This window comes from Nocardia sp. NPDC051570, from assembly GCF_044454005.1.
Lineage (GTDB): Bacteria > Actinomycetota > Actinomycetes > Mycobacteriales > Mycobacteriaceae > Nocardia.
In genome coordinates, this window is sequence record NZ_JBITDI010000003.1 from 496201 (window position 1) to 513793 (window position 17593).

Annotated in this window: 17 protein-coding genes and 1 pseudogene; 11 read left to right on the plus strand and 7 right to left on the minus strand. The window is 65.5% G+C overall.

Features of this window, described 5'->3' with window-relative positions; translation table 11 throughout:
- Positions 1 to 103: 103 nt before the first annotated feature.
- Positions 104 to 1063, minus strand: a complete 960-nt coding sequence (locus tag ACIA76_RS09190) for a helix-turn-helix transcriptional regulator (protein WP_397150279.1) — start codon at positions 1061 to 1063, stop codon at positions 104 to 106.
- 91 nt (positions 1064 to 1154) lie between these two features.
- Here ACIA76_RS09190 and ACIA76_RS09195 point away from each other — a divergent pair, with 91 nt between their 5' ends.
- Both ACIA76_RS09195 and ACIA76_RS09200 read left to right on the plus strand, forming a co-directional pair.
- Positions 1155 to 1703: a DinB family protein gene (locus ACIA76_RS09195; protein WP_397150281.1), complete on the plus strand. Its 549-nt coding sequence runs from the start codon at positions 1155 to 1157 to the stop codon at positions 1701 to 1703.
- Between the two features lie 4 nt (positions 1704 to 1707).
- Positions 1708 to 1887: pseudogene (locus tag ACIA76_RS09200) on the plus strand (tRNA-guanine(34) transglycosylase); the annotation flags it as partial.
- Positions 1888 to 2222: 335 nt separating this feature from the next.
- Here the strand turns inward: ACIA76_RS09200 and ACIA76_RS09205 are convergent.
- On the minus strand, positions 2223 to 2855 hold the full coding sequence (locus ACIA76_RS09205) for a DUF4056 domain-containing protein (RefSeq protein ID WP_397150283.1): 633 nt from the start codon (positions 2853 to 2855) through the stop codon (positions 2223 to 2225).
- A gap of 244 nt (positions 2856 to 3099) precedes the next feature.
- Between ACIA76_RS09205 and ACIA76_RS09210 the strand changes: the two genes are divergently transcribed.
- The 3 genes from ACIA76_RS09210 to ACIA76_RS09220 all read left to right on the plus strand — a co-directional run bounded on the left by ACIA76_RS09210 (position 3100) and on the right by ACIA76_RS09220 (position 7610).
- Positions 3100 to 4041: a hypothetical protein gene (locus tag ACIA76_RS09210; protein ID WP_397150285.1), complete on the plus strand. Its 942-nt coding sequence runs from the start codon at positions 3100 to 3102 to the stop codon at positions 4039 to 4041.
- A 256-nt stretch (positions 4042 to 4297) separates the two neighbouring features.
- On the plus strand, positions 4298 to 6754 hold the full coding sequence (locus ACIA76_RS09215; protein ID WP_397150287.1) for an MFS transporter: 2457 nt from the start codon (positions 4298 to 4300) through the stop codon (positions 6752 to 6754).
- Positions 6755 to 7049: 295 nt separating this feature from the next.
- Positions 7050 to 7610, plus strand: coding sequence for a nucleoside deaminase (locus tag ACIA76_RS09220; protein ID WP_397150289.1), 561 nt, complete (start codon positions 7050 to 7052; stop codon positions 7608 to 7610).
- Positions 7611 to 7643: 33 nt separating this feature from the next.
- Here ACIA76_RS09220 and ACIA76_RS09225 read toward each other — a convergent pair whose 3' ends face one another.
- On the minus strand, positions 7644 to 8591 hold the full coding sequence (locus tag ACIA76_RS09225; RefSeq protein WP_397150291.1) for a MerR family transcriptional regulator: 948 nt from the start codon (positions 8589 to 8591) through the stop codon (positions 7644 to 7646).
- Between the two features lie 105 nt (positions 8592 to 8696).
- Between ACIA76_RS09225 and acpM the strand changes: the two genes are divergently transcribed.
- Both acpM and ACIA76_RS09235 read left to right on the plus strand, forming a co-directional pair.
- Positions 8697 to 9002, plus strand: coding sequence for a meromycolate extension acyl carrier protein AcpM (gene acpM / locus ACIA76_RS09230; RefSeq protein ID WP_397150293.1), 306 nt, complete (start codon positions 8697 to 8699; stop codon positions 9000 to 9002).
- Entirely contained in the window at positions 8999 to 9439 is a 441-nt protein-coding gene (locus ACIA76_RS09235; RefSeq protein ID WP_397150295.1) for an SRPBCC domain-containing protein, read from the plus strand. Before acpM ends, ACIA76_RS09235 begins: the two co-directional genes overlap by 4 nt.
- Before the next feature lie 98 nt (positions 9440 to 9537).
- Here ACIA76_RS09235 and ACIA76_RS09240 read toward each other — a convergent pair whose 3' ends face one another.
- Positions 9538 to 10134, minus strand: coding sequence for a TetR/AcrR family transcriptional regulator (locus ACIA76_RS09240; protein ID WP_397150297.1), 597 nt, complete (start codon positions 10132 to 10134; stop codon positions 9538 to 9540).
- A 132-nt stretch (positions 10135 to 10266) separates the two neighbouring features.
- Here ACIA76_RS09240 and ACIA76_RS09245 point away from each other — a divergent pair, with 132 nt between their 5' ends.
- The 3 genes from ACIA76_RS09245 (at position 10267) to ACIA76_RS09255 (ending at position 13823) form a co-directional block, all read left to right on the plus strand.
- Entirely contained in the window at positions 10267 to 10911 is a 645-nt protein-coding gene (locus tag ACIA76_RS09245) for a nitroreductase (protein ID WP_397150707.1), read from the plus strand.
- A gap of 80 nt (positions 10912 to 10991) precedes the next feature.
- Complete coding sequence (locus tag ACIA76_RS09250) at positions 10992 to 12905, plus strand: beta-galactosidase (RefSeq protein ID WP_397150299.1); 1914 nt, start codon at positions 10992 to 10994, stop codon at positions 12903 to 12905.
- A 219-nt stretch (positions 12906 to 13124) separates the two neighbouring features.
- On the plus strand, positions 13125 to 13823 hold the full coding sequence (locus ACIA76_RS09255) for a heparin lyase I family protein (protein ID WP_397150301.1): 699 nt from the start codon (positions 13125 to 13127) through the stop codon (positions 13821 to 13823).
- A gap of 5 nt (positions 13824 to 13828) precedes the next feature.
- Here the strand turns inward: ACIA76_RS09255 and ACIA76_RS09260 are convergent, their stop codons facing one another.
- A complete protein-coding gene (locus ACIA76_RS09260) occupies positions 13829 to 15199 on the minus strand; it encodes a trehalose-6-phosphate synthase (protein WP_397150303.1) in 1371 nt (456 codons plus the stop codon).
- On the minus strand, positions 15196 to 15375 hold the full coding sequence (locus ACIA76_RS09265; RefSeq protein WP_397150305.1) for a hypothetical protein: 180 nt from the start codon (positions 15373 to 15375) through the stop codon (positions 15196 to 15198). The genes ACIA76_RS09260 and ACIA76_RS09265 overlap by 4 nt, the downstream gene beginning before the upstream one ends.
- A 231-nt stretch (positions 15376 to 15606) precedes the next feature.
- On the opposite strand from ACIA76_RS09265, the gene ACIA76_RS09270 reads away from it, so the two are divergent.
- Positions 15607 to 17040 carry an FAD-binding oxidoreductase gene (locus ACIA76_RS09270; protein ID WP_397150307.1) on the plus strand — a complete coding sequence of 478 codons (1434 nt, stop codon included), beginning with the start codon at positions 15607 to 15609 and terminating at the stop codon, positions 17038 to 17040.
- A gap of 5 nt (positions 17041 to 17045) precedes the next feature.
- Here the strand turns inward: ACIA76_RS09270 and ACIA76_RS09275 are convergent, their stop codons facing one another.
- Positions 17046 to 17564, minus strand: a complete 519-nt coding sequence (locus ACIA76_RS09275; RefSeq protein WP_397150309.1) for an ArsR/SmtB family transcription factor — start codon at positions 17562 to 17564, stop codon at positions 17046 to 17048.
- Positions 17565 to 17593 lie beyond the last annotated feature (29 nt).

The following is a 17593-nucleotide window of genomic DNA, read 5'->3' on the forward strand; positions in this document are numbered from 1 at the left end:
TGCGGGCCGCAAATCCACGGCTCAGGCTGCCACTTCGGCAGGCAAGGACCTCACGCAAGACAACCCCGCAGCCGTTGCCGCAGCGCGCGGGATGGGCTGACCTCTAGGCCTCGCGTCCGAACCGTGCACCCCAGTCGGTGAGCAGGGCGATCAGTTCGGGCGGTGAGCGAACCGTGAACTCGGCCCCCGATAGGCCCAAAGCCAGTGCGGGCCATTCGAGTTGATCGGCGCGCATCCGCATCACGCAGTGCTCGGCATCGACGGGTTCCAGTTCCACCCAACGCCCGATGGTGGATCGGACCGCCTCGACACCGGTGTGTAGCAGGACCTCGATGTCATAGGGCTTGGGAAGGTTATCGATGCGCGACCGCAGGAAGGCCGCCGCGTCCTCGGCGGGCAGGTCACGGGCCCGGAACCGGACTCCCGTGGTCCGCGGACGGCTCAGCCGGTCGAGTCGGAAGCTGCGCCAATCGTTTCGGTCCAGGTCGTAGCAGACCAGATACCACCGCCGACGTGCGGAGACCAGCCGCAACGGTTCGACATGCCGGGTCGAGGCCCTGCCGTCGGCACTGCGGTAGTCGAACTCCAGGCGTTCGGTATCGCGGCTGGCCTGGGCGAGGACGACGAGCGTATCGGGGTCGGCGACCGGAAAGGATTCGGACACAGGCTGTTCGGTGGACAGCGTCATCGCGCGGACGGCGTCGACTCGGCGACGCAGGCGCGGCGGCATCACCTGCACGAGTTTGGCCAGTGCGCGTACGGAGGATTCGGCTATTCCGGCCACCGGCGAGCGTGCGGCCGACTGCAATCCGAGCGTCAATGCCACCGCTTCCTCGTCTTCCAGCACGAGTGGCGGCAGCACCGCGCCCGGTGTGAGCTGGTATCCACCGTCGACGCCGCGCTGTGCCCGGACGGGGTAGCCGAGTTCGCGCAACCGGTCGATATCGCGGCGCAGCGTGCGGATCGATACATCGAGTCGATCCGACAGTTCCTCGCCCGGCCAGAAACGATGCGTCTGCAACAGGGAGAGCAGACGCAGCATGCGCGCGCTGGTGTCGGCCAACTTTTCTCGGGCTCTCTCGCTATTCAGGACAGAAACTGGCACTTATGGGTCATAGCGTAGGGCATATCGCAACACCGAAGAGAGGCTCTCCATGACCAGCATCGACACCGCCCGCACACTGACCGGCGAACGCGCCGACATTCTCGAGACACTGCGGGCGCATCGCGGGTTCCTGCGTTACACCGTCCGCGACCTGACCGATGAGCAGGCGACTCGACGCACCACCGTGAGCGAACTGTGCTTGGGCGGGTTGATCAAGCATGTGACGGAGGGGGAGCGGGGCTGGATCGACTTCATCCTGAGCGGCCCCGCGGCGCTGGCCTCCGGTGACAAGGACTTCAGCGAGTGGACCGAAGAGGATTTCGCCGTGTACGCCAACGCGTTTCGGATGTTGCCCGGCGAGACCCTGGTGGGTCTGCTCGCCGAATACGACCGCGTCGCCGAGCGCACCGATGAGCTGGTCGCCTCGCTGCCCGACCTCGAGATTTCGCACCCGCTACCGCGGGCGCCGTGGTTCGAGCCGGGCGCGGTCCGCTCCGCTCGCCGCGTTCTGATGCACATCATCGCCGAAACCGCCCAGCACGCCGGTCATGCCGACATTCTGCGCGAAGCATTGGACGGCGCCAAGACCATGGGGTAGGGCGATCGCGACGCCGGCCTTCATTCCGGTGGGCACCACCGCGACGGTGAAGGCCGTGCTGTCGGAGACCATGGGCGAGATCGGTGCGCAGGCGCTGTTGGCCAATGCCTGAGCACCTGTACGGTCCCGACATCGTGGACGAGGCCGGCCTACCTTCGCCGACAGCGGTGGCTTCCAGGTGATGTGGCGATGGAGGCGGTCGGCTGGGGTCCGCTGGCTGGTTACCGTGGGGCGATGCGGCCGGGCTTGTCGTGGTCTTGTCCGTAGCGGATTCGGGCGTCGGTTTTCATATGCTCGAGGAGGATGTCGAAGTCGGCGAGGGTCACTGTGGTCGCGTCGATTTTCGTCTTGCCGCGGCAGGCTCTCGGTACCAAATATGTTATTTCGCAGTACTTCTCGACTTCGAAGCGGTCTGGAGTCCATAGTGCGGCGGTCGTTGTCACAGGTGGTGATATCTCGTCTATCAGCCACGGAGTGGCGGGCCAGCAGCCGAAGTTTCGGCGGAGTAGCAGGCCGTGGTCACGCCAGCCGCCGTCGAACCAGGCTCCTTCTGCCGCTTGCAGAGCGCGTTCGCTGGCGGGCCGGTCGCAGGCTCCGAGATCGTGCATCAGCTGCTCGAGCCCGACTCAACGCCGTGTTCAGGGCGGCGCGATCAGAGGCCGTGTTCGCGGTGTCGAGGTGGCGTAGGGCTTGGTCGGCGATATGGGCCCCGAATTGGTTGGAGGGCTGATCTTCGGGGGAGAATGCGGACTGATGGGTGCCGATTCCGCGTGTCCAGTAGGTCCAGATTTCGTGGAAGATGGACTCCGCGTAGGCGATTCCACATGCCAGGCCGATGATATCGGTGGCGGGTACGTCACTGTGGAGTCGGACGTGGCCGAAGTACGATTTGTGCGGGCGTGTGAATACGCTGCCGGCGCTGGGTGATGCGGTAATCGCCGAGTGGTAGTAGGCGGCCAAGTCCGCGACGTCGCGCAGATGGCCGAAGTCGATGAACCCGCCGCGGATCGTGTAGATCAGGCCGACGGCGTCTCTTGTCAGTACACCGTTGGTGAGTGGGACCGCACTCGAATACCGGTGCCGGTAGGCGATGCTGGACGGGCGCAGGACATTGGTGATGTGCAGAGCGGAGGGCCCGTACCAGGGCGACATGAGACAGCATGCGCGAGGCCGAGGACTCGGCAGTCTCGTCACTCGCACGCCTCAGCGCACCATTGGGTAAATCGATTGTGCTGCATTGCTGTTCGGCATGGTCTCCGCCTCCTGCAGTCGTCGATGAGCCGGTGAATCTATCACGTTTGCGCGCGGGGCTGCTCGGTTGTCGGTATTCGATCCTGTTCTGTACCTTCGTGCTTCACGATGGTGAGTGGTTGTGACGAATAGGGGTTTCGAGCGAATGAATTGGCGTGTCGAGGTTTTCGATCCGCACCTCGACGCCGAGCCGCCCTGGTGGGAGTCGTTTCGCCGGTCCGCGGATCTGCATATGATCTGGACCTGGGAGATGCTGACCGCGGGTGCGCCGCTGCGCATCGCCGTCGTGCGGGACGGGCCGCGGACCATCGCGATGGCCGCTGCCCGCTGGACCAGGGGCATGACCAACGTCATCGCGCTCGGAGGCACCGCGCAACCCAGCTGGTGGATCGCGGAGTCGGCGCCTCGTCCGGAACTGTTCGCGGTGCTCGGCCGGGCACTGCGTGACCAGTTCTCCCGCCCCGCATTAGGGACACTGTGGCGAGAGTTCACCCGCGATCAGCTCCATCAGATCCGCGGCATCCGCGCCACCGTAAAGGTGAACCCTGTCAGCCTGCTGCCGATCCGATGGCCCGACGAAAACGGCTGGCTCGCAGAACTATCGGCGGAGCGCCGCAAGAACATCCGGCGACGCGCAAGGCAACTCGGTCGCGATCCCGGCCTTGTCATCGGCAGCGGACCCGTCGATACACTCGACGCCGACCAGGCCATTCGGCTGATCCGCGGTAACGAAGTCAAATACAACGGGCCACGCTTCGTCAGCAAGATGCCCGATACCTGGCTGCGCCGATTGCTGCGCAGATCCGACGTCCGGGCCGTGCATTACCACGACCCGGACCGGACACTGCTCGCCATATCCATAGTGCTCGATCACCCCACCTGGCCCGTGCTCCACCGGTGGGGTGCGCTACCCGAAGACCAGGGCGGCCGTAAACACCTGTACTTCGACGCATTCCGGCGCAACGTCGCCTGGGCGACGGCGACCGGTAAACACGGCCTGATCGTCGGCAAGGGACTACCCGAAATCAAACAAAGCCTCGGCTGCCAGGTCCACGACCGCTACGCCATCATCACGCCAGGACGGTAACCCGCCCAACCCGCACCGCAATAGTGCGCATCAGCTCGGACGATGAACATCCCCGGCCGAGTACCGGGCTTCACGCAGGCCGGTTACGGCGTTGCCGAGCAACCTATCCGGCCCTGCCGTATCGACGTGGCCGAGGTGCGCGGACGTGCCGTTTCCATACCGGAGCCCATGATCGTCCGATCCGAAATCGTTTCGCTGACGAATAACCAGTGTTGTGCGCCATCACCTCTCCGATCAGACGGCAGGGACCCAGACATTGACGAACACCACGATTCGAGACCAGGAGACACTTCCGGCCGATCGCTCGTCGCTGTCGCACCGGCAGATTCTCACCGTGCTGTATGGATTGATGCTCGGCATCTTCCTGGCCGCGCTCGATCAGAACATCGTGAGTGTCGCCATCGTGCGCATCGCCAACAGCCTGCACGGATTCGATGAACAGGCCTGGGCGACAACGGCATATCTGATCACCGCGACGATCACCACGCCGCTGTACGGCAAGCTGGCCGACATCTACGGGCGAAAGCCGCTCTATCTCGCGTCGATCGCGCTGTTCGTGATCGGGTCGGCGGCCTGCGCATTCGCGACCTCGATGTACGAACTCGCCGGGTTCCGTGCCTTCCAGGGACTGGGAGCGGGCGGCCTGATGGCGTTGGCGTTCACCATCCTCAGCGATATCGTTCCGGCCCGCGAGATCGTGCGTTACCAGGGCGGATTCATGGTGGTGTTCGGGATCGCGACCGTACTCGGCCCGGTGCTCGGCGGTTTCCTGTCCAATTACGACAGCCTGCTCACCATCGAGGGCTGGCGATGGGTGTTCCTGGTCAACGTGCCGATCGGGGTGATCGCGTTCGCGGTGGTCGCCAAGGTGCTCAATGTGCCGTTCGCGCGCCAGGATCACCGGATCGACTGGCTCGGCGCGCTCACCCTGACCGTCTGTGTCGTGCCGTTGCTCGTCGTGGCCGAACAGGGCAGGCAATGGGGCTGGGGCTCGCACCGCGCGCTGCTCTGCTACGGGGTCGGGGCCGTGGGATTCGTGCTGTATCTGATCGTCGAATTCCTGATGAAGGATGCGGCCCTGACCCCGCTGCGCATGTTCCGGAATTCGACATTCAACGTCTCGATCCTCGGGGGCACGATCATCGGCGTCGCCATGTTCGGTGTCATCGTCCTGATTCCGCTGTATTTCCAGGTGGTCCGGGGTCATTCACCGACCGCGGCCGGGCTGCTGATGCTGCCGCTGGTCGTGGGCATCATGGTCGGTGCGCAGCTGTCCGGAATGGTCACCCAGCTCACGGGGCGGTACAAGATCCTGCCGGTGATCGGCAGTTTCGTCATCGGCGCGGGTGGGGGACTGTTCGCGCTGGTCAAATACGACACCCCGCTGTGGCAGCCGCTGTTGTACTGCGGAATCATCGGATTCGGTCTCGGCGGCTGTATGCAGACCTTGATCATCGCCGCGCAGAACGCCTGTCGACCCGGCGATCGGGGAATCGCCACGGCGACAGCCACTTTCGTTCGACAGATGGGCGGCACCCTCGGGGTGGCGGTATTTCTGACGATTCTGTTCAACCTCATCCCCGGCCGGATCCTCGCGGCGTTCGGCGGGCAACTGCCGCCGCACCTCGACGGCGGTCAGCTGGCGGGACTGCAGCGCGATACCAGCGGACTCGCCGCCCTGCCGGAGCAGGTGAAGGCGCCGATCCTCATCGGATACACCGAGTCGATGCGGGACGTGTTCGTCATCGCCGCCGTCGTGGCCGTGGTGGCCGGCGTGGTGCTGCTGTTCATGAAAGAGATTCCGCTGCGGGATGATCCGGCTGTCACCGAGCCGGACTGGCCCGAGATATCCATCCCGGACGATGCCGCGGAGCTGCTGGCCGACCAAGAATCCGCACGGATCGACGCGCTGCTCGAACGCGCGGGCGCCGAGAGCGATCACTGCGTCGTCGGCCGCATCCGGCGCGCCGACGGCCAACCGGTATCCAGCGCCACGTTGACATTGATCGACCCGCGCGGGCGGCAGATCTCCCGCGCTACCGGCGACCCGAACGGTGACTACCTCATTGCCGCACCGGAACCGGGGAGCTATGTGCTGATCGTCTCGGCGTCGGGCCATGCGCCGACGGCCAGCGGCATCGTCATCGGCTGGGTGCCACAGCAATTCGACGTGCTGCTGCACGGCGCCGGAGAGCTCTCCGGCGCGGTGCGCTCGGCCGCGAACGGCGCACCGGTGCCGGGCACCGTCATCACCCTGACCGACGAGCACGGCGAGGTGGTGGGTTCGGTAATCAGTTCCGGCGACGGCGGATACGTCTGCCACGGCGTCGTACCCGGGACCTACACGCTGGTGGCCGTCGCCGAGCATATGCGTCCCGGGGCCGCCACCCTCACCGTGCCCGACAGCGGAATCCTGCACCACGACATCGCATTGGCTCCGAAGGCCGTGCTCGCCGGATCGGTACGCACGGACGACGATCGGCCGGTGCCGGATGCCCAGATCGCGGTCCTGGATTCCGCGGGCGACCTGACCGCTACCGTTCGCACCGACGAGAACGGCCACTACCTGGTCACAGATCTCGCCGACGGCCACTACACCGTGGTGACCCGCGGCTACCCGCCGGTGACCAGCCAACTCACCGTCGACGGCGGCGAGGCCACCCACCATGTGCGGGTTGGCTATTGGACCGACGAAGCGGCCGGACGCCGCTGAACGGTTGTCCCGAGTCCAGGCTCTCGTCCCTGGTCGACGCGGCTGAAACCACTTGCGGGAACTGCATTATCTGCCGATCGGCCGCAGTTGTGTTGCTGCCCTGGGCCATTCCGTCGAGCACATAACGACGCAGGTGAGTCCACAGCGACGTGGCCGTCAGTCGGATTGCGTGCCAAGAGTTTCGATGCGTACCTAGCATCAGATGGATGCCTGCGATGCAATGGTCGTCACCCAGCCGAGCCCCGGTCTGCTGATAACGTATCAGTGAATAGTGTTGGGGTAGAGGGGCTTCTAGATGCGTGACGCCGAAATCCGTGTATCGCGGCGGGCGGCGCTGGGCGCGCTCGGGTTGGCGGCAGTCGCGGGCGCCGTAGCCGATCAGGCGACGGCAAGCGCCGACCCCGGCCCCGTGACAGCCGACGATGAGCGGTTCATGAGACTGGCCATTCACGAAGCGCGAGGCGCGGACTGGCCATTCGGCTGCGTTATCGTGCGCGACGGCGATGTCGTCGCGACCGGGCAGAACATGGGCGCGCATACACACGACCCGACCGGACACGCGGAGATGACCGCGATCCGCAACTACATCGCCACCCATTCCGATGGACTGAAGAGCGCCACGCTCTACGCGTCCGGCGAACCCTGTCCGATGTGCATGGGAGCAATCCTGTGGTCCGGCATACCGCGGCTGGTCTACGCGCTGTCCATCGCCGAACTCGAGCTGCACATGGATCAGATCCTGATCACCTCGTGCCAGCTTGCCGGAGCATGGAAACGTCCGATCGACATCGTCGGCGGCGTACTGGCCGACGAGGCGCGTGGATTGCTCACCAACGTGTGGCGGAAACCCCGCTGATCGGTTGTCCGGCCGCCGCACGGGCATACCTCGTCAGCTCCCGGAGTCAGCACGAGCATTTCTGTTGTGCGAGTGGTCGAGTGCCTCGAACAGCCAGTGGTGGGCCTGTCCTGCTAGGGCGGGCATACCCGAGAGCTTCGCTGTCAGAGCCCAGTAACGGCGGATACGTACGTCGGTGTCGGTCGCGTCGACCAGCAGTTGCTGACGGAAACGTGGCGAATCGCGTTCACCTCGCGCTCGAGCATGGGCGTCGACGAATCGATCGAGTTCGTTGCCGGCGTGCGGCCGCACGCCATCGGATACGAGCGGGAGCACATCCATCAATACGTCGCCCAACGCGAAGAACAATGCTCGACGATCACGGATCAACTGCGGCTGATTCCGCCAGAACTGCCGCCCGACAACGCCATACAGTTCGGGGTCGCTGACAAGAGCGGTCAACTCGGCATACGCGACAACCTCGTCGACGGACGGGTCGGCGGGCGGCGCCGGGATGTTTCCGCATACGAAGGTGTCGAAGTCGCGCCGCGTCATCTCGGTGAAGAAGCGCCGCCAGAACCGCACGAGGCGATCGTGGACGGCATCCGCGTCCTGCGCGGCCGCCAGCAATGCGAGCCGTTCGGCCAACTGCGCCGGAGACGCCGCCTCGGCCGCGCGCATTGATGCCCGTCGCCACGCCAAGGTCCTGAATTCGATGTCGAGCCGGGCGCTTTCGGAGGCAATGGCCTCGGCGATCGTTCGTCGTCCGTGTAAGACGTCGGTAATCGACCCCAGTCCGAGGCCGAGCGCCCGAAGCCGCCGAACCAACAGCAGGCGCTCCGGCGCCCGCCGGGCGTCGAACATTCGATGCCCACCCGCGCTTCGTTGCGACTCCACAATGCCCTCGTCGCAATAGAACCGGATCGTTCGCACGGCAAGGCCGGTCGTGCGTGCCAGCTCGCCGATACTCATCAGCGTGCCAGCTTGCGTGTCCTCTGTCACAGTGTCTTGAACCTCCACCCCGGTGGAGCTCCTAGCGTACTGACATCGCCGTCCGGCTCGAAACGGCCGCTACGGGTACGTGATTGCACCGAGGAAGGAAGTTCTGTGGCTACTACGCAGGAGGAAATCGTTGCCGGAATCGCGGAGATCGTGGAGGAGGTGACCGGCATCGAGGCTCACGAGGTGACGATCGAGAAGTCCTTCGTCGATGACCTGCAGATCGACTCACTGTCACTGGTGGAACTTGCCGTGCAAGTGGAGGACACCTACGGCGTGCAGATACCGGACGAGGACATGGCCAGCCTGAAGACCGTCGGCGACGTCGTGACCTACGTGCAGAAGATGGAGATCGAGAAGCCGCAACTGGCCGCGGAATTGGAGGCGAAGCTCGGTGAAGGTCACGCACAGTGATTTCCGATGCCGGGCTGGATCCTGCGGCGGTCGAGGTCGGAGCTTTCCTCTCACGGCCGACGGCGGCGGTATGGCATGCGCTGACGGACCCCGACCTGCTCGCACGCTGGTTGATGCGACCAACCGGGTTCACCACATCGGTGGGAACGCACTTCATCTTCAGCGCACCCGCTCAGTCGCCCTGTGCGATCGTCTGCGAAATCCTGGCGGCTCGACCGGATGAGCAATTGACCTACAGCTGGACCTATCCCGGGGCCGACCCTCCCATCCGGTGGATTGTCGATTGGACAATGCAGCCACAGGGCCGCGGCACGCGACTTCTGTTGACGCAGACAGGGTTCGATATCGAAGACCGTCGGCAGAAGATGATGCGAAACGCCATGGAACGGGGCTGGAGAAATGTCTTGCCGCGGCTTCGCGACGTACTCGGTCACTGACGGCGGTCAGTAGTCGGAACAGACAGCCCGCATAGTGCTGGACCTGAGGTGGGTGGCCGACACATCGGAGGGGAGAGCCGGTTGCCGTCCTCAGTGTTTCAGCGAGTCGGAATCGGGGTGGCCGCGTCGAGTAGGGCCGCCGCGGCCGCCTGCGCATACCTGCCACAGTCGGTGTCGTTGAGGATCATCGAACGACTGGCCGCGCCGTCGGCGAGGATTGCGAGTTGTTCGGCCAGGACTCGGGGGTGTGCGACTCCGAGTGTGCTCAGCAGTTCGACCAGTCGGTCGGCGAAACGCCGTTTCTGCGCGGCGGCGTACTGGTGGACGGGGCTGTGTGGGTCCGGGTATTCGGCTGCCGCGTCGACGAAGGGGCAGCCTCGGATCGGCCCGTCGCCTCGGTCGGGAATCGTGAACAGGGCGAGGAGCCGTTCGCGGGGCGGTAGATCCTCTCGGTCGAGCACGCCTTCCATGGTGTGGCCGGATTCGACGAGGTGCCGAAGGTAGTCGACGACGAGTTGGTCCTTGCTCGGAAAGTGCGTGTACAGGGTGCGTTTGGACACCGGGGCCGCGGCGGCTACCTGTTCCATGCCCGTCGCGGTGATCCCCTGCGACTCGAACAGCGTGGTGGCCGCGGCGAGGATCCGCTCGCGACCACCCCGGCCGCGGCGACGCTGGATGGTCTGCGTCTCGCTCACTCCTAAAGCATACGGGACCGTGTACTTAACGGGCTTATCCGTGATAGCCTGCGATCGTTATGTAAACGGTTCTGTGTACATAAGGATTCGGGAGGAAAGTCGTTGGCCCAACATCACGTCCACGCCGAGCGGTTGATCCGTAGTCGGCGAGCCGCACGCTCCTTCCGCCCCGACCCGGTCCCGGGAGACACGATGCGGGCGATCTTCTCCCTGGCGGGCGCGGCCCCTTCGAACTCCAACACTCAGCCCTGGACCGTCGAAGTGGTCAGTGGGGCGGCGCGCGATCGGCTGAGCGAGGCGCTGCTGGCCGCCCACGCGCACGGACACCTCTCGGTGGACTTCCCCTACCGAGACGATCTCTACAGCGAGGTACATCAGAAGCGGCGCAAGGACTTCGGCGAAACGATGTACACGGCGCTCGGTATCGCTCGCGACGACCGTGCGGCACGCGACGCCCACAACGCGGAAAGCCTGCGGTTCTACGGGGCTCCACATGTCGCGTTGGTATGCGCGCCCGCCAATGCGGACGCACGGATGGCCGCGGACGTCGGCATGTACGGACAGACGCTGCTCCTGGCGATGACGGCCTATGGGATCGCCAGCTGCCCCCAGGGTCTACTCGGCTTCTACGGCAACACGATTCGCGAGACGTTGCGGATCCGCGACGGCAAGGTCCTTTTCGGCGTCTCCTTCGGATATGCCCTCGACCACGCACCGGTCAACAACCTCGCCGTCACCCGCGCGGGGCTCGACGAGACGACGAGATTCCACGCGTAGCGCCAATCAATAAGGGGGTCAACGATATTCGGGCATCCTCCCGATTCGGGTCCGCCTACTCTGGCGGGGGAGGAGTAGTCATGGATCGACGTCACTTTCTTGCGATCAGCGCCCTGAGCCCGCTTGCCGCCCTGGCCGTGACCGGGACCGTACCGGCCTCGCCCGCGCGGGCGGCGGCGCATTCGTTCGGATTCGCTTCCGACGGAAGCGCTTTCGTGCTCGACGGACAGCCCTTCCAGATTCGCAGCGGCGAGATGCATCCGGCCCGGATCCCCGTGCAGTACTGGCGGCATCGCATCCAGATGGCCAAGGCCATGGGGATGAACACCATCGCGCTGTATGTCATGTGGAACTATGTCGAGGAACGACCCGGCGTCTTCGATTTCACCACCGACCGGCGCGATTTCGAGGCATTCGTCCGGCTGTGTCAGGCGGAGGGTCTGTGGGTGCTGCTCAGGCCGGGGCCCTATGTCTGCGGCGAGTGGGATCTGGGCGGCATCCCCGCCTACCTGCTGAGTAATCCCGATATCGAACTACGTGTGGGCGCGGACGCGCACTACATGGCCGCGGTGCGTCGCTACATCGGCCAGCTCGTCCCGCGCGTGCGGCCGCTGCTGATCGGCAACGGCGGCCCGATCCTGATGATCCAGATCGAAAACGAGTACGGCTCTTACGGCAACGACCCCGGCTACCCGGAACAGATCCGGCAGCTGTGGATCGATGGCGGCATCACCGGGCCCTTCTATACCGAGGACGGCCTGGATCAGGTGCGCGCCGATCACTCCAACGTGCCGGGCGGCGCGATCGCGCTCAGCGGGGGTGACGCCGCCTCGATCACGCAGGCGCGCAAGGCATTTCCGGCCGTTCCCGCCATGGCCGGGGAGGTGTATCCGGGCTGGCTGACCCACTGGGGAGATCCGGACTTCCAAGGCGGCGGCTCCGATATCTCCGCCGACCTCGAGGCCTTCATGAACCAGGGCCTGTCGTTCAACATCTATATGATCCACGGCGGCACCAGTTTCGGCTTCTTCGCCGGCGCCAACGCCGATGATCTGTCCGGCCACTACCAGCCCGATATCACCAGCTACGACTACTCGGCGCCCATCACCGAACAGGGCGTCGCGACCGCGCGGTACCAGACCTATCGCAGCCTCCTCGGCCGCCATCTCCCCGCGCCGCTGCCCGCCGTGCCCGCGCCCATAGCGACACTCGGCGAGGCGGCGTTCACCCCCACGCCCTTCACCTCCGTCTGGGACAACCTGCCCGCCGCCGTGCCGCCGGAGCGGACGGTCCACCCGCAACCGTTCGAGATGTACGGGCAGAACTTCGGTTTCGCGCTGTACCGCACCTCGCTGCGCGGCTATACCGGCGGGACGCTGGACATCCAATGGGTGCACGATTACGCCACGGTATTCATGAACGGCGGCTACGCCGGTGGGTTCTCCCGGACGCTGATCCCCGACGCGGTCGCCACGGCGTGGAAGGTGACGAACAACAACGACCCGCTCGGCTTGCCGAATCCCGCCGCGGTCGGCGCTACGCCCGTGCTCGACATCCTGGTGGAAGGCATGGGCCGCACCAACTTCGGTCATGCGCTCGTCGACAGAAAGGGTATTCTGCGCACGGTCGCACTGCGCGACGCCGGTCCGCTGACCGGAGACGTCACCGGGTGGCAGGTCTTCCTGCTGCCGATGGACGAGGCCTATATCGCCTCCCTGAAACCGCGGTTGTCCGACCCTGCCAGGCCCGGCCTGTTCTTCGAGGCGACCGTCACCCTGAGCGCGGCCGCGGACACCTACCTCGACATGTCCGGCTGGACAAAGGGTTTCGTCTACGTCAACGGCCACAATCTGGGCAGATATTGGCAGATCGGTCCGCAGCAGCGCCTGTACTGCCCCGCACCCTGGCTCCGAAAGGGGCAGAACCGAATCATCGTGTTCGACCTGCATCAGACACGGGCGCGGCCGATCACGTTCAGGTCGACCCTGGTTTGATCGGACATACCGACGGCGACTATCTCGATCTTCCAGTTCGGTTGGACAGCAACAATATTCACATATCTGGACGTTCACGTACTCGAATCGAGTCGTATCGTTTCCTCCCGCACAATGGGTGCATCGGACCATCCGCGCGGTATCTAAATCCGCTGAGGCAGGGCTGATTTCGGTGCGGCGACGATTACGGGAGGCATGCTCATGCGCTCGAAGTTCGGAGTGACCACTGTATTGGCGGTGTTGATGTCGATCGGGTTGTGCGCGACGGCGCATGCGTCGGTGATCTGGACCGGCGATCCCGGCCAGGGCACCGGGGTATTCGGCAATCTCAACTGCAATTCGCCGGGCAGCATCACCGTTGCGCAGGATCCCGACCACGGCGCCGTCTGGCAGTATCACAAACCGGCCGGGGACAACCGGTGCGAAAGCCACGGCGTCGCGGTCGACGGAGGCAAATACAAGTTCCGCAATGACTCCACCTACTATCTCGGCTGGTGGAGCAAGCTGTCCAGCCTGGCCGATGACAACGCCAACTTCCAGTGGAAGTCCTACGGCGACGGTATCTCCCAGAACTATCCCTTCGTCATCAAGCTGATCGACGGGCGCGTACGGGTGCTGCAACGCCAGCCCGACGACCACGGCAAGATCGTCTGGACCTCGGCGCCCATCACCGCCGACACCTGGTATCACTACGTCGTCGGCGTGCACACCTCCGACGACCTCACCGGCGGCTGGATCCAGTTGTGGTTCAACGGACAACCGGCGACCTTCACCGACGGATCGACGCAATACCGTTGCCGCACATGGGATGTGAGCAACGACCCGAAGTGGGGTGTGTACGGCGCGGAGGACACCGACTTCACCGATACCGTCGCCGGGCTGACACTGGGCACCACGTATGACGACGTAGCGAACTAACCCGCCTATCGCATGAATGCCGGTCGACTCTGCCGGAGGACCGCATCGTTTTCGTCTGCGGCCGAGCGGTGTCGGATGGCGGTGATGATCTCCGCCGCCCAGTCGGTGGGGTGTTGATATCCGAGGCGTCGCGCGAGGCGAGTCATTCGCGTGCCGCGTTGGGTGGGAGTGAGGGTGAGTGCGCGTTCGAGGGTGTCGACGAGATTCGCCGGGGAGTGCGGGTCGGTGAGAAGGGCCGCGTCACCCAGTTCGGCTGCGGCACCGGCATATCGGGACAGGATGAGCGCACCGGACAGGCCGCACGCGTGCTGGGCGGCGATGAATTCCTTGGCGGTGAGGTTCATGCCGTCGCGAAGGGAGGTTATCCAGAACACGTCCGCGGCGAGGTAGTGATCGACGATCTCGGGGAGCGGTAAGGAGTGGGGCAGGTAGTCGATGGGTTGCCAGTCGGCGGTGCGCCAGCGACGGTTGACCTCGTCGACGCTCCTGCGGAGGATGTCCGCGGTGGTGTCGTAGGCGGTGATGCCGGATGCCGGTGGGGGACAGATCAATCGGAAGCGCAGCTGCCCGGCGAGCTCGGGGCGGCGAGCGAGCAGTGCGGCGATGGCGTCGACCTTCTGCACCGGCGCCTTGGTGTAGTCCAGGCGTTCCACCGACAGCACGAGCTTTCCGGCGGGGGGATGGCGGTGCGGAAGACGGTTGCAGGCAAGGGTTTCGATAGCGCTGCGGTCGATGCCGAGGGGATGCACGCCCACGCGGACGGTCTCTGCGGTGCCGTGGAAGTGGTCGGCATCGTCGCCGGTGTGGAAGCCCGCCCAATGCAGCCCGGCGAGTGAGGCGCGGATCTCGGCGGCCGTGGGCAGGGCGTCGAAGACGGACGGTGGTGGGAAGGGGGTGTGGTGGAACAGGCCCAGTCGCAGGTCGGGACGGCTGCGGCGGAGACGACCAGGGACCAGCCACAGGTTGTAGTCGTGTAGCCAGACGGTCGCTCCCGGAGCGGCGATCGCGGCGATACGGTCGGCGAATCGTGCGTTCACCGAACGGTATCGGGACCATGCGCTCGGGTCGAAGCGCATCAGATGAGGCTGGGACATCAGTACCGGCCACAGGGCTTCCTTGCCGCAACGGTGGAAGTATCCGGACCAGTCCGAGCGGGTCAGCGGCAGCAGCGACAGCGGTAGGCCGGTGCCGTGCCGGTCGAGCTGGGCCGGATCGGTATCGACCGCCGCCGCGACCCAGACCGCGTCCGGGGTCCCGGCCAGCAGGGCGCGCAGGGTCGGAATCACCCCGTTCGGGCTGGCCGGTGCTCGCCAGTGGCGGCCGGTCCACTCCACGGGCGGGCGGTGATATCCGATGACTAGCGGAACGTCTTTCATAGCAGGCTGATTCGGCCGCGTAGCTCGCTCATCATGCGCCCGGCCTCCGCCCGGGTCTCCGCGAGGTACGGCACGCCCGCGCGGATCTTCTCGACCTCCGACGGGCTGAGGACCGTGTCCGACACCAGGAAGCCGTCGTCGTGGTATCGACGGATCTGATCACCGCTGAGCCGCATGGATTTCAACGATAGCCGAGTGTGATCGGATTATTCTGCGCGGCAACAGGGCTCGTTCAATAAGGGACCGACCGATCTGTTTTCTCGGCTTTCGTGACAGTACTGCCTGGTCGATCCGAAAATCACGATGGGGCAACGGAATACGCGTATCGCGCCGTTCCGGTGCGTACACGCGCCGTAACATAGTTGTTCATAGACACTAACTTCTCTCGTCGGACGCTGCTGCGGGGCATGTTCGGGGTCGGAGTGGCGGGCTGGGCGCTCGCCGGTCCGTCCGGCTTGTCCGGATATCCGGCCGCTCGGGTTCAGCCGCCGTTGGCGTCCACCGGTTCGGCTGCGGGGCAGGCGAATTGGAGCCAGCTGGAGAGGCAGCTGCAGGGGCGGGTCGTTCTCGCCGGTGATGCGGACTACGGGATGGCGAAGCAGATCTTCAACACCCGGTTCGATTCGGAGACACCGGCCGCGGTGGTGCAGGTGGCGACGGTCGAGGATGTCGCGGCCGCGATGAGTTTCGCGGGGGCGAACAACCTCACGGTGGCGGCGCGATCCGGTGGCCATTCCTATGCGGGCGTCTCCTCAGCGACCGGCGCGATGATCATCGACCTGCGGCAGTTGGGCGGGGTCAGCTATCAGGACGGCGAAGCGGTCGTGGGTCCCGGTCAGACGCTGTATCAGGTGTACGCCGAACTCGATCGGTTCGGGCAGACGATTCCCACGGGCATGTGCCCGGATGTCGGCGTCGCCGGACTCACCCTGGGCGGCGGCATCGGCTTCGAATCCCGCCGTTACGGCGTGACCTGCGATCGGCTCGCCGCGGCGACGATGGTGCTGCCCGATGGCACCGTGACCGAGGTCTCCGATACCTCGCGCCCGGATCTGTTCTGGGGGATCCGCGGCGGCGGGCCCCTGTTCGGAGTGGTCACCTCCTTCACCTACCGCACTTGCCCCGCGGAGTCGAAAGATGTTGTGCGGCTGACATTTCCCGGCGACAAGGTGGCCCAGGCCATCGCCGGATGGTGGGCCTGGATGCAGAACGCCGACCGTAGTCAGTGGGCCGATATCAGCGTCGACGCGGACGGTCACGGCGGCCTGACCTGCTGGGTGCAGTTGCTCTGCGACACCGGCGCGGGTCCCGGCGCCGTCTCGGATTTCACGGCCGCGACGATGACACCCCTGACGGTCGAGATCAGCACGCTGAGCCATATGGATACCGTCAGCATTCTCGGCGGTGGCAGTCCGACCCAGCCGCGGGCGAGTTTCACCAATGGCTCCGATGTGGTCGCCGATATGACCCCGGCGGTCATCGACGCGGTCATCGGGGCGCTCACCTCGTTCTCCGTTGCCGGTGGCACCGGATGGGTCCAGATCAACACCCTCGACGGCGCGGTGCGCGATACCGGCCCGGACGAGACCGCCTTCCCGTGGCGCACCCATGCCGCCCTCGTGGAATGGGGTGCCTATCAGCCGATTCCGCCGGAGGCGGCCCTGGCCTGGGTCACCGCCGCCCACCGGCTCATCCAGCCCTCCTCGGTGGGCGCCTACGTCAACTACCTCGAGCCCGGCGACCCCCTGGCCCGCTACTACGGCAACAACTACGCTCGCCTCGCCGAACTTCGCCGAACCGTCGATCCCGGCAACCTGATCCACACCGTCCTGGCCGAGTGAATTCCTTATGGCTCTTGCGGTTCGGAGTCGTGGACGGGGAAAGCCATCATCGTGATGCCCACGGCGATCGTGCCCGGTGTGTGTGCGGGTCGCGCCGCCTGGTGTAGTTCGGCGCCGAGTTCGGCCAGTCGTTGTCGGGTCTTCTGCCAGGTTCGGGGGTCGACCCACAGTTCGGCGTCGACTGTCACGCCTTCGCTTCCCGGGATTCGGCGGGTGGCGCGTTCTCGGAGGGTGTGCGCCAAAGTCTCTGCCAGCAGCGGGGTTCCGTCGTGTTGGTCGGAGAGCGGCGAGCCGTGGATGGTGCGGTAGCGGCGTTCTCGGCCGCCGCGGTGGGTCCGTTCCTCCGCCAGTTCGACCAGGCCGACCGCGTCCAGGCGGCGCAGGTGCTGGCTGGCCAGGGCGTGCGAGACGTTCAGCTCGCGGGCGAGTTCGGCGGCCGACATCGGTCCCGGCCACATCAGGGTCAGCATTCGCAGCCGCAGTGGGTGGGCGAGCGCGCGCAGCATGGGGTCGGTCCCGGTCACACGGTCCAGTAAACCTCAGATCGGCGCGT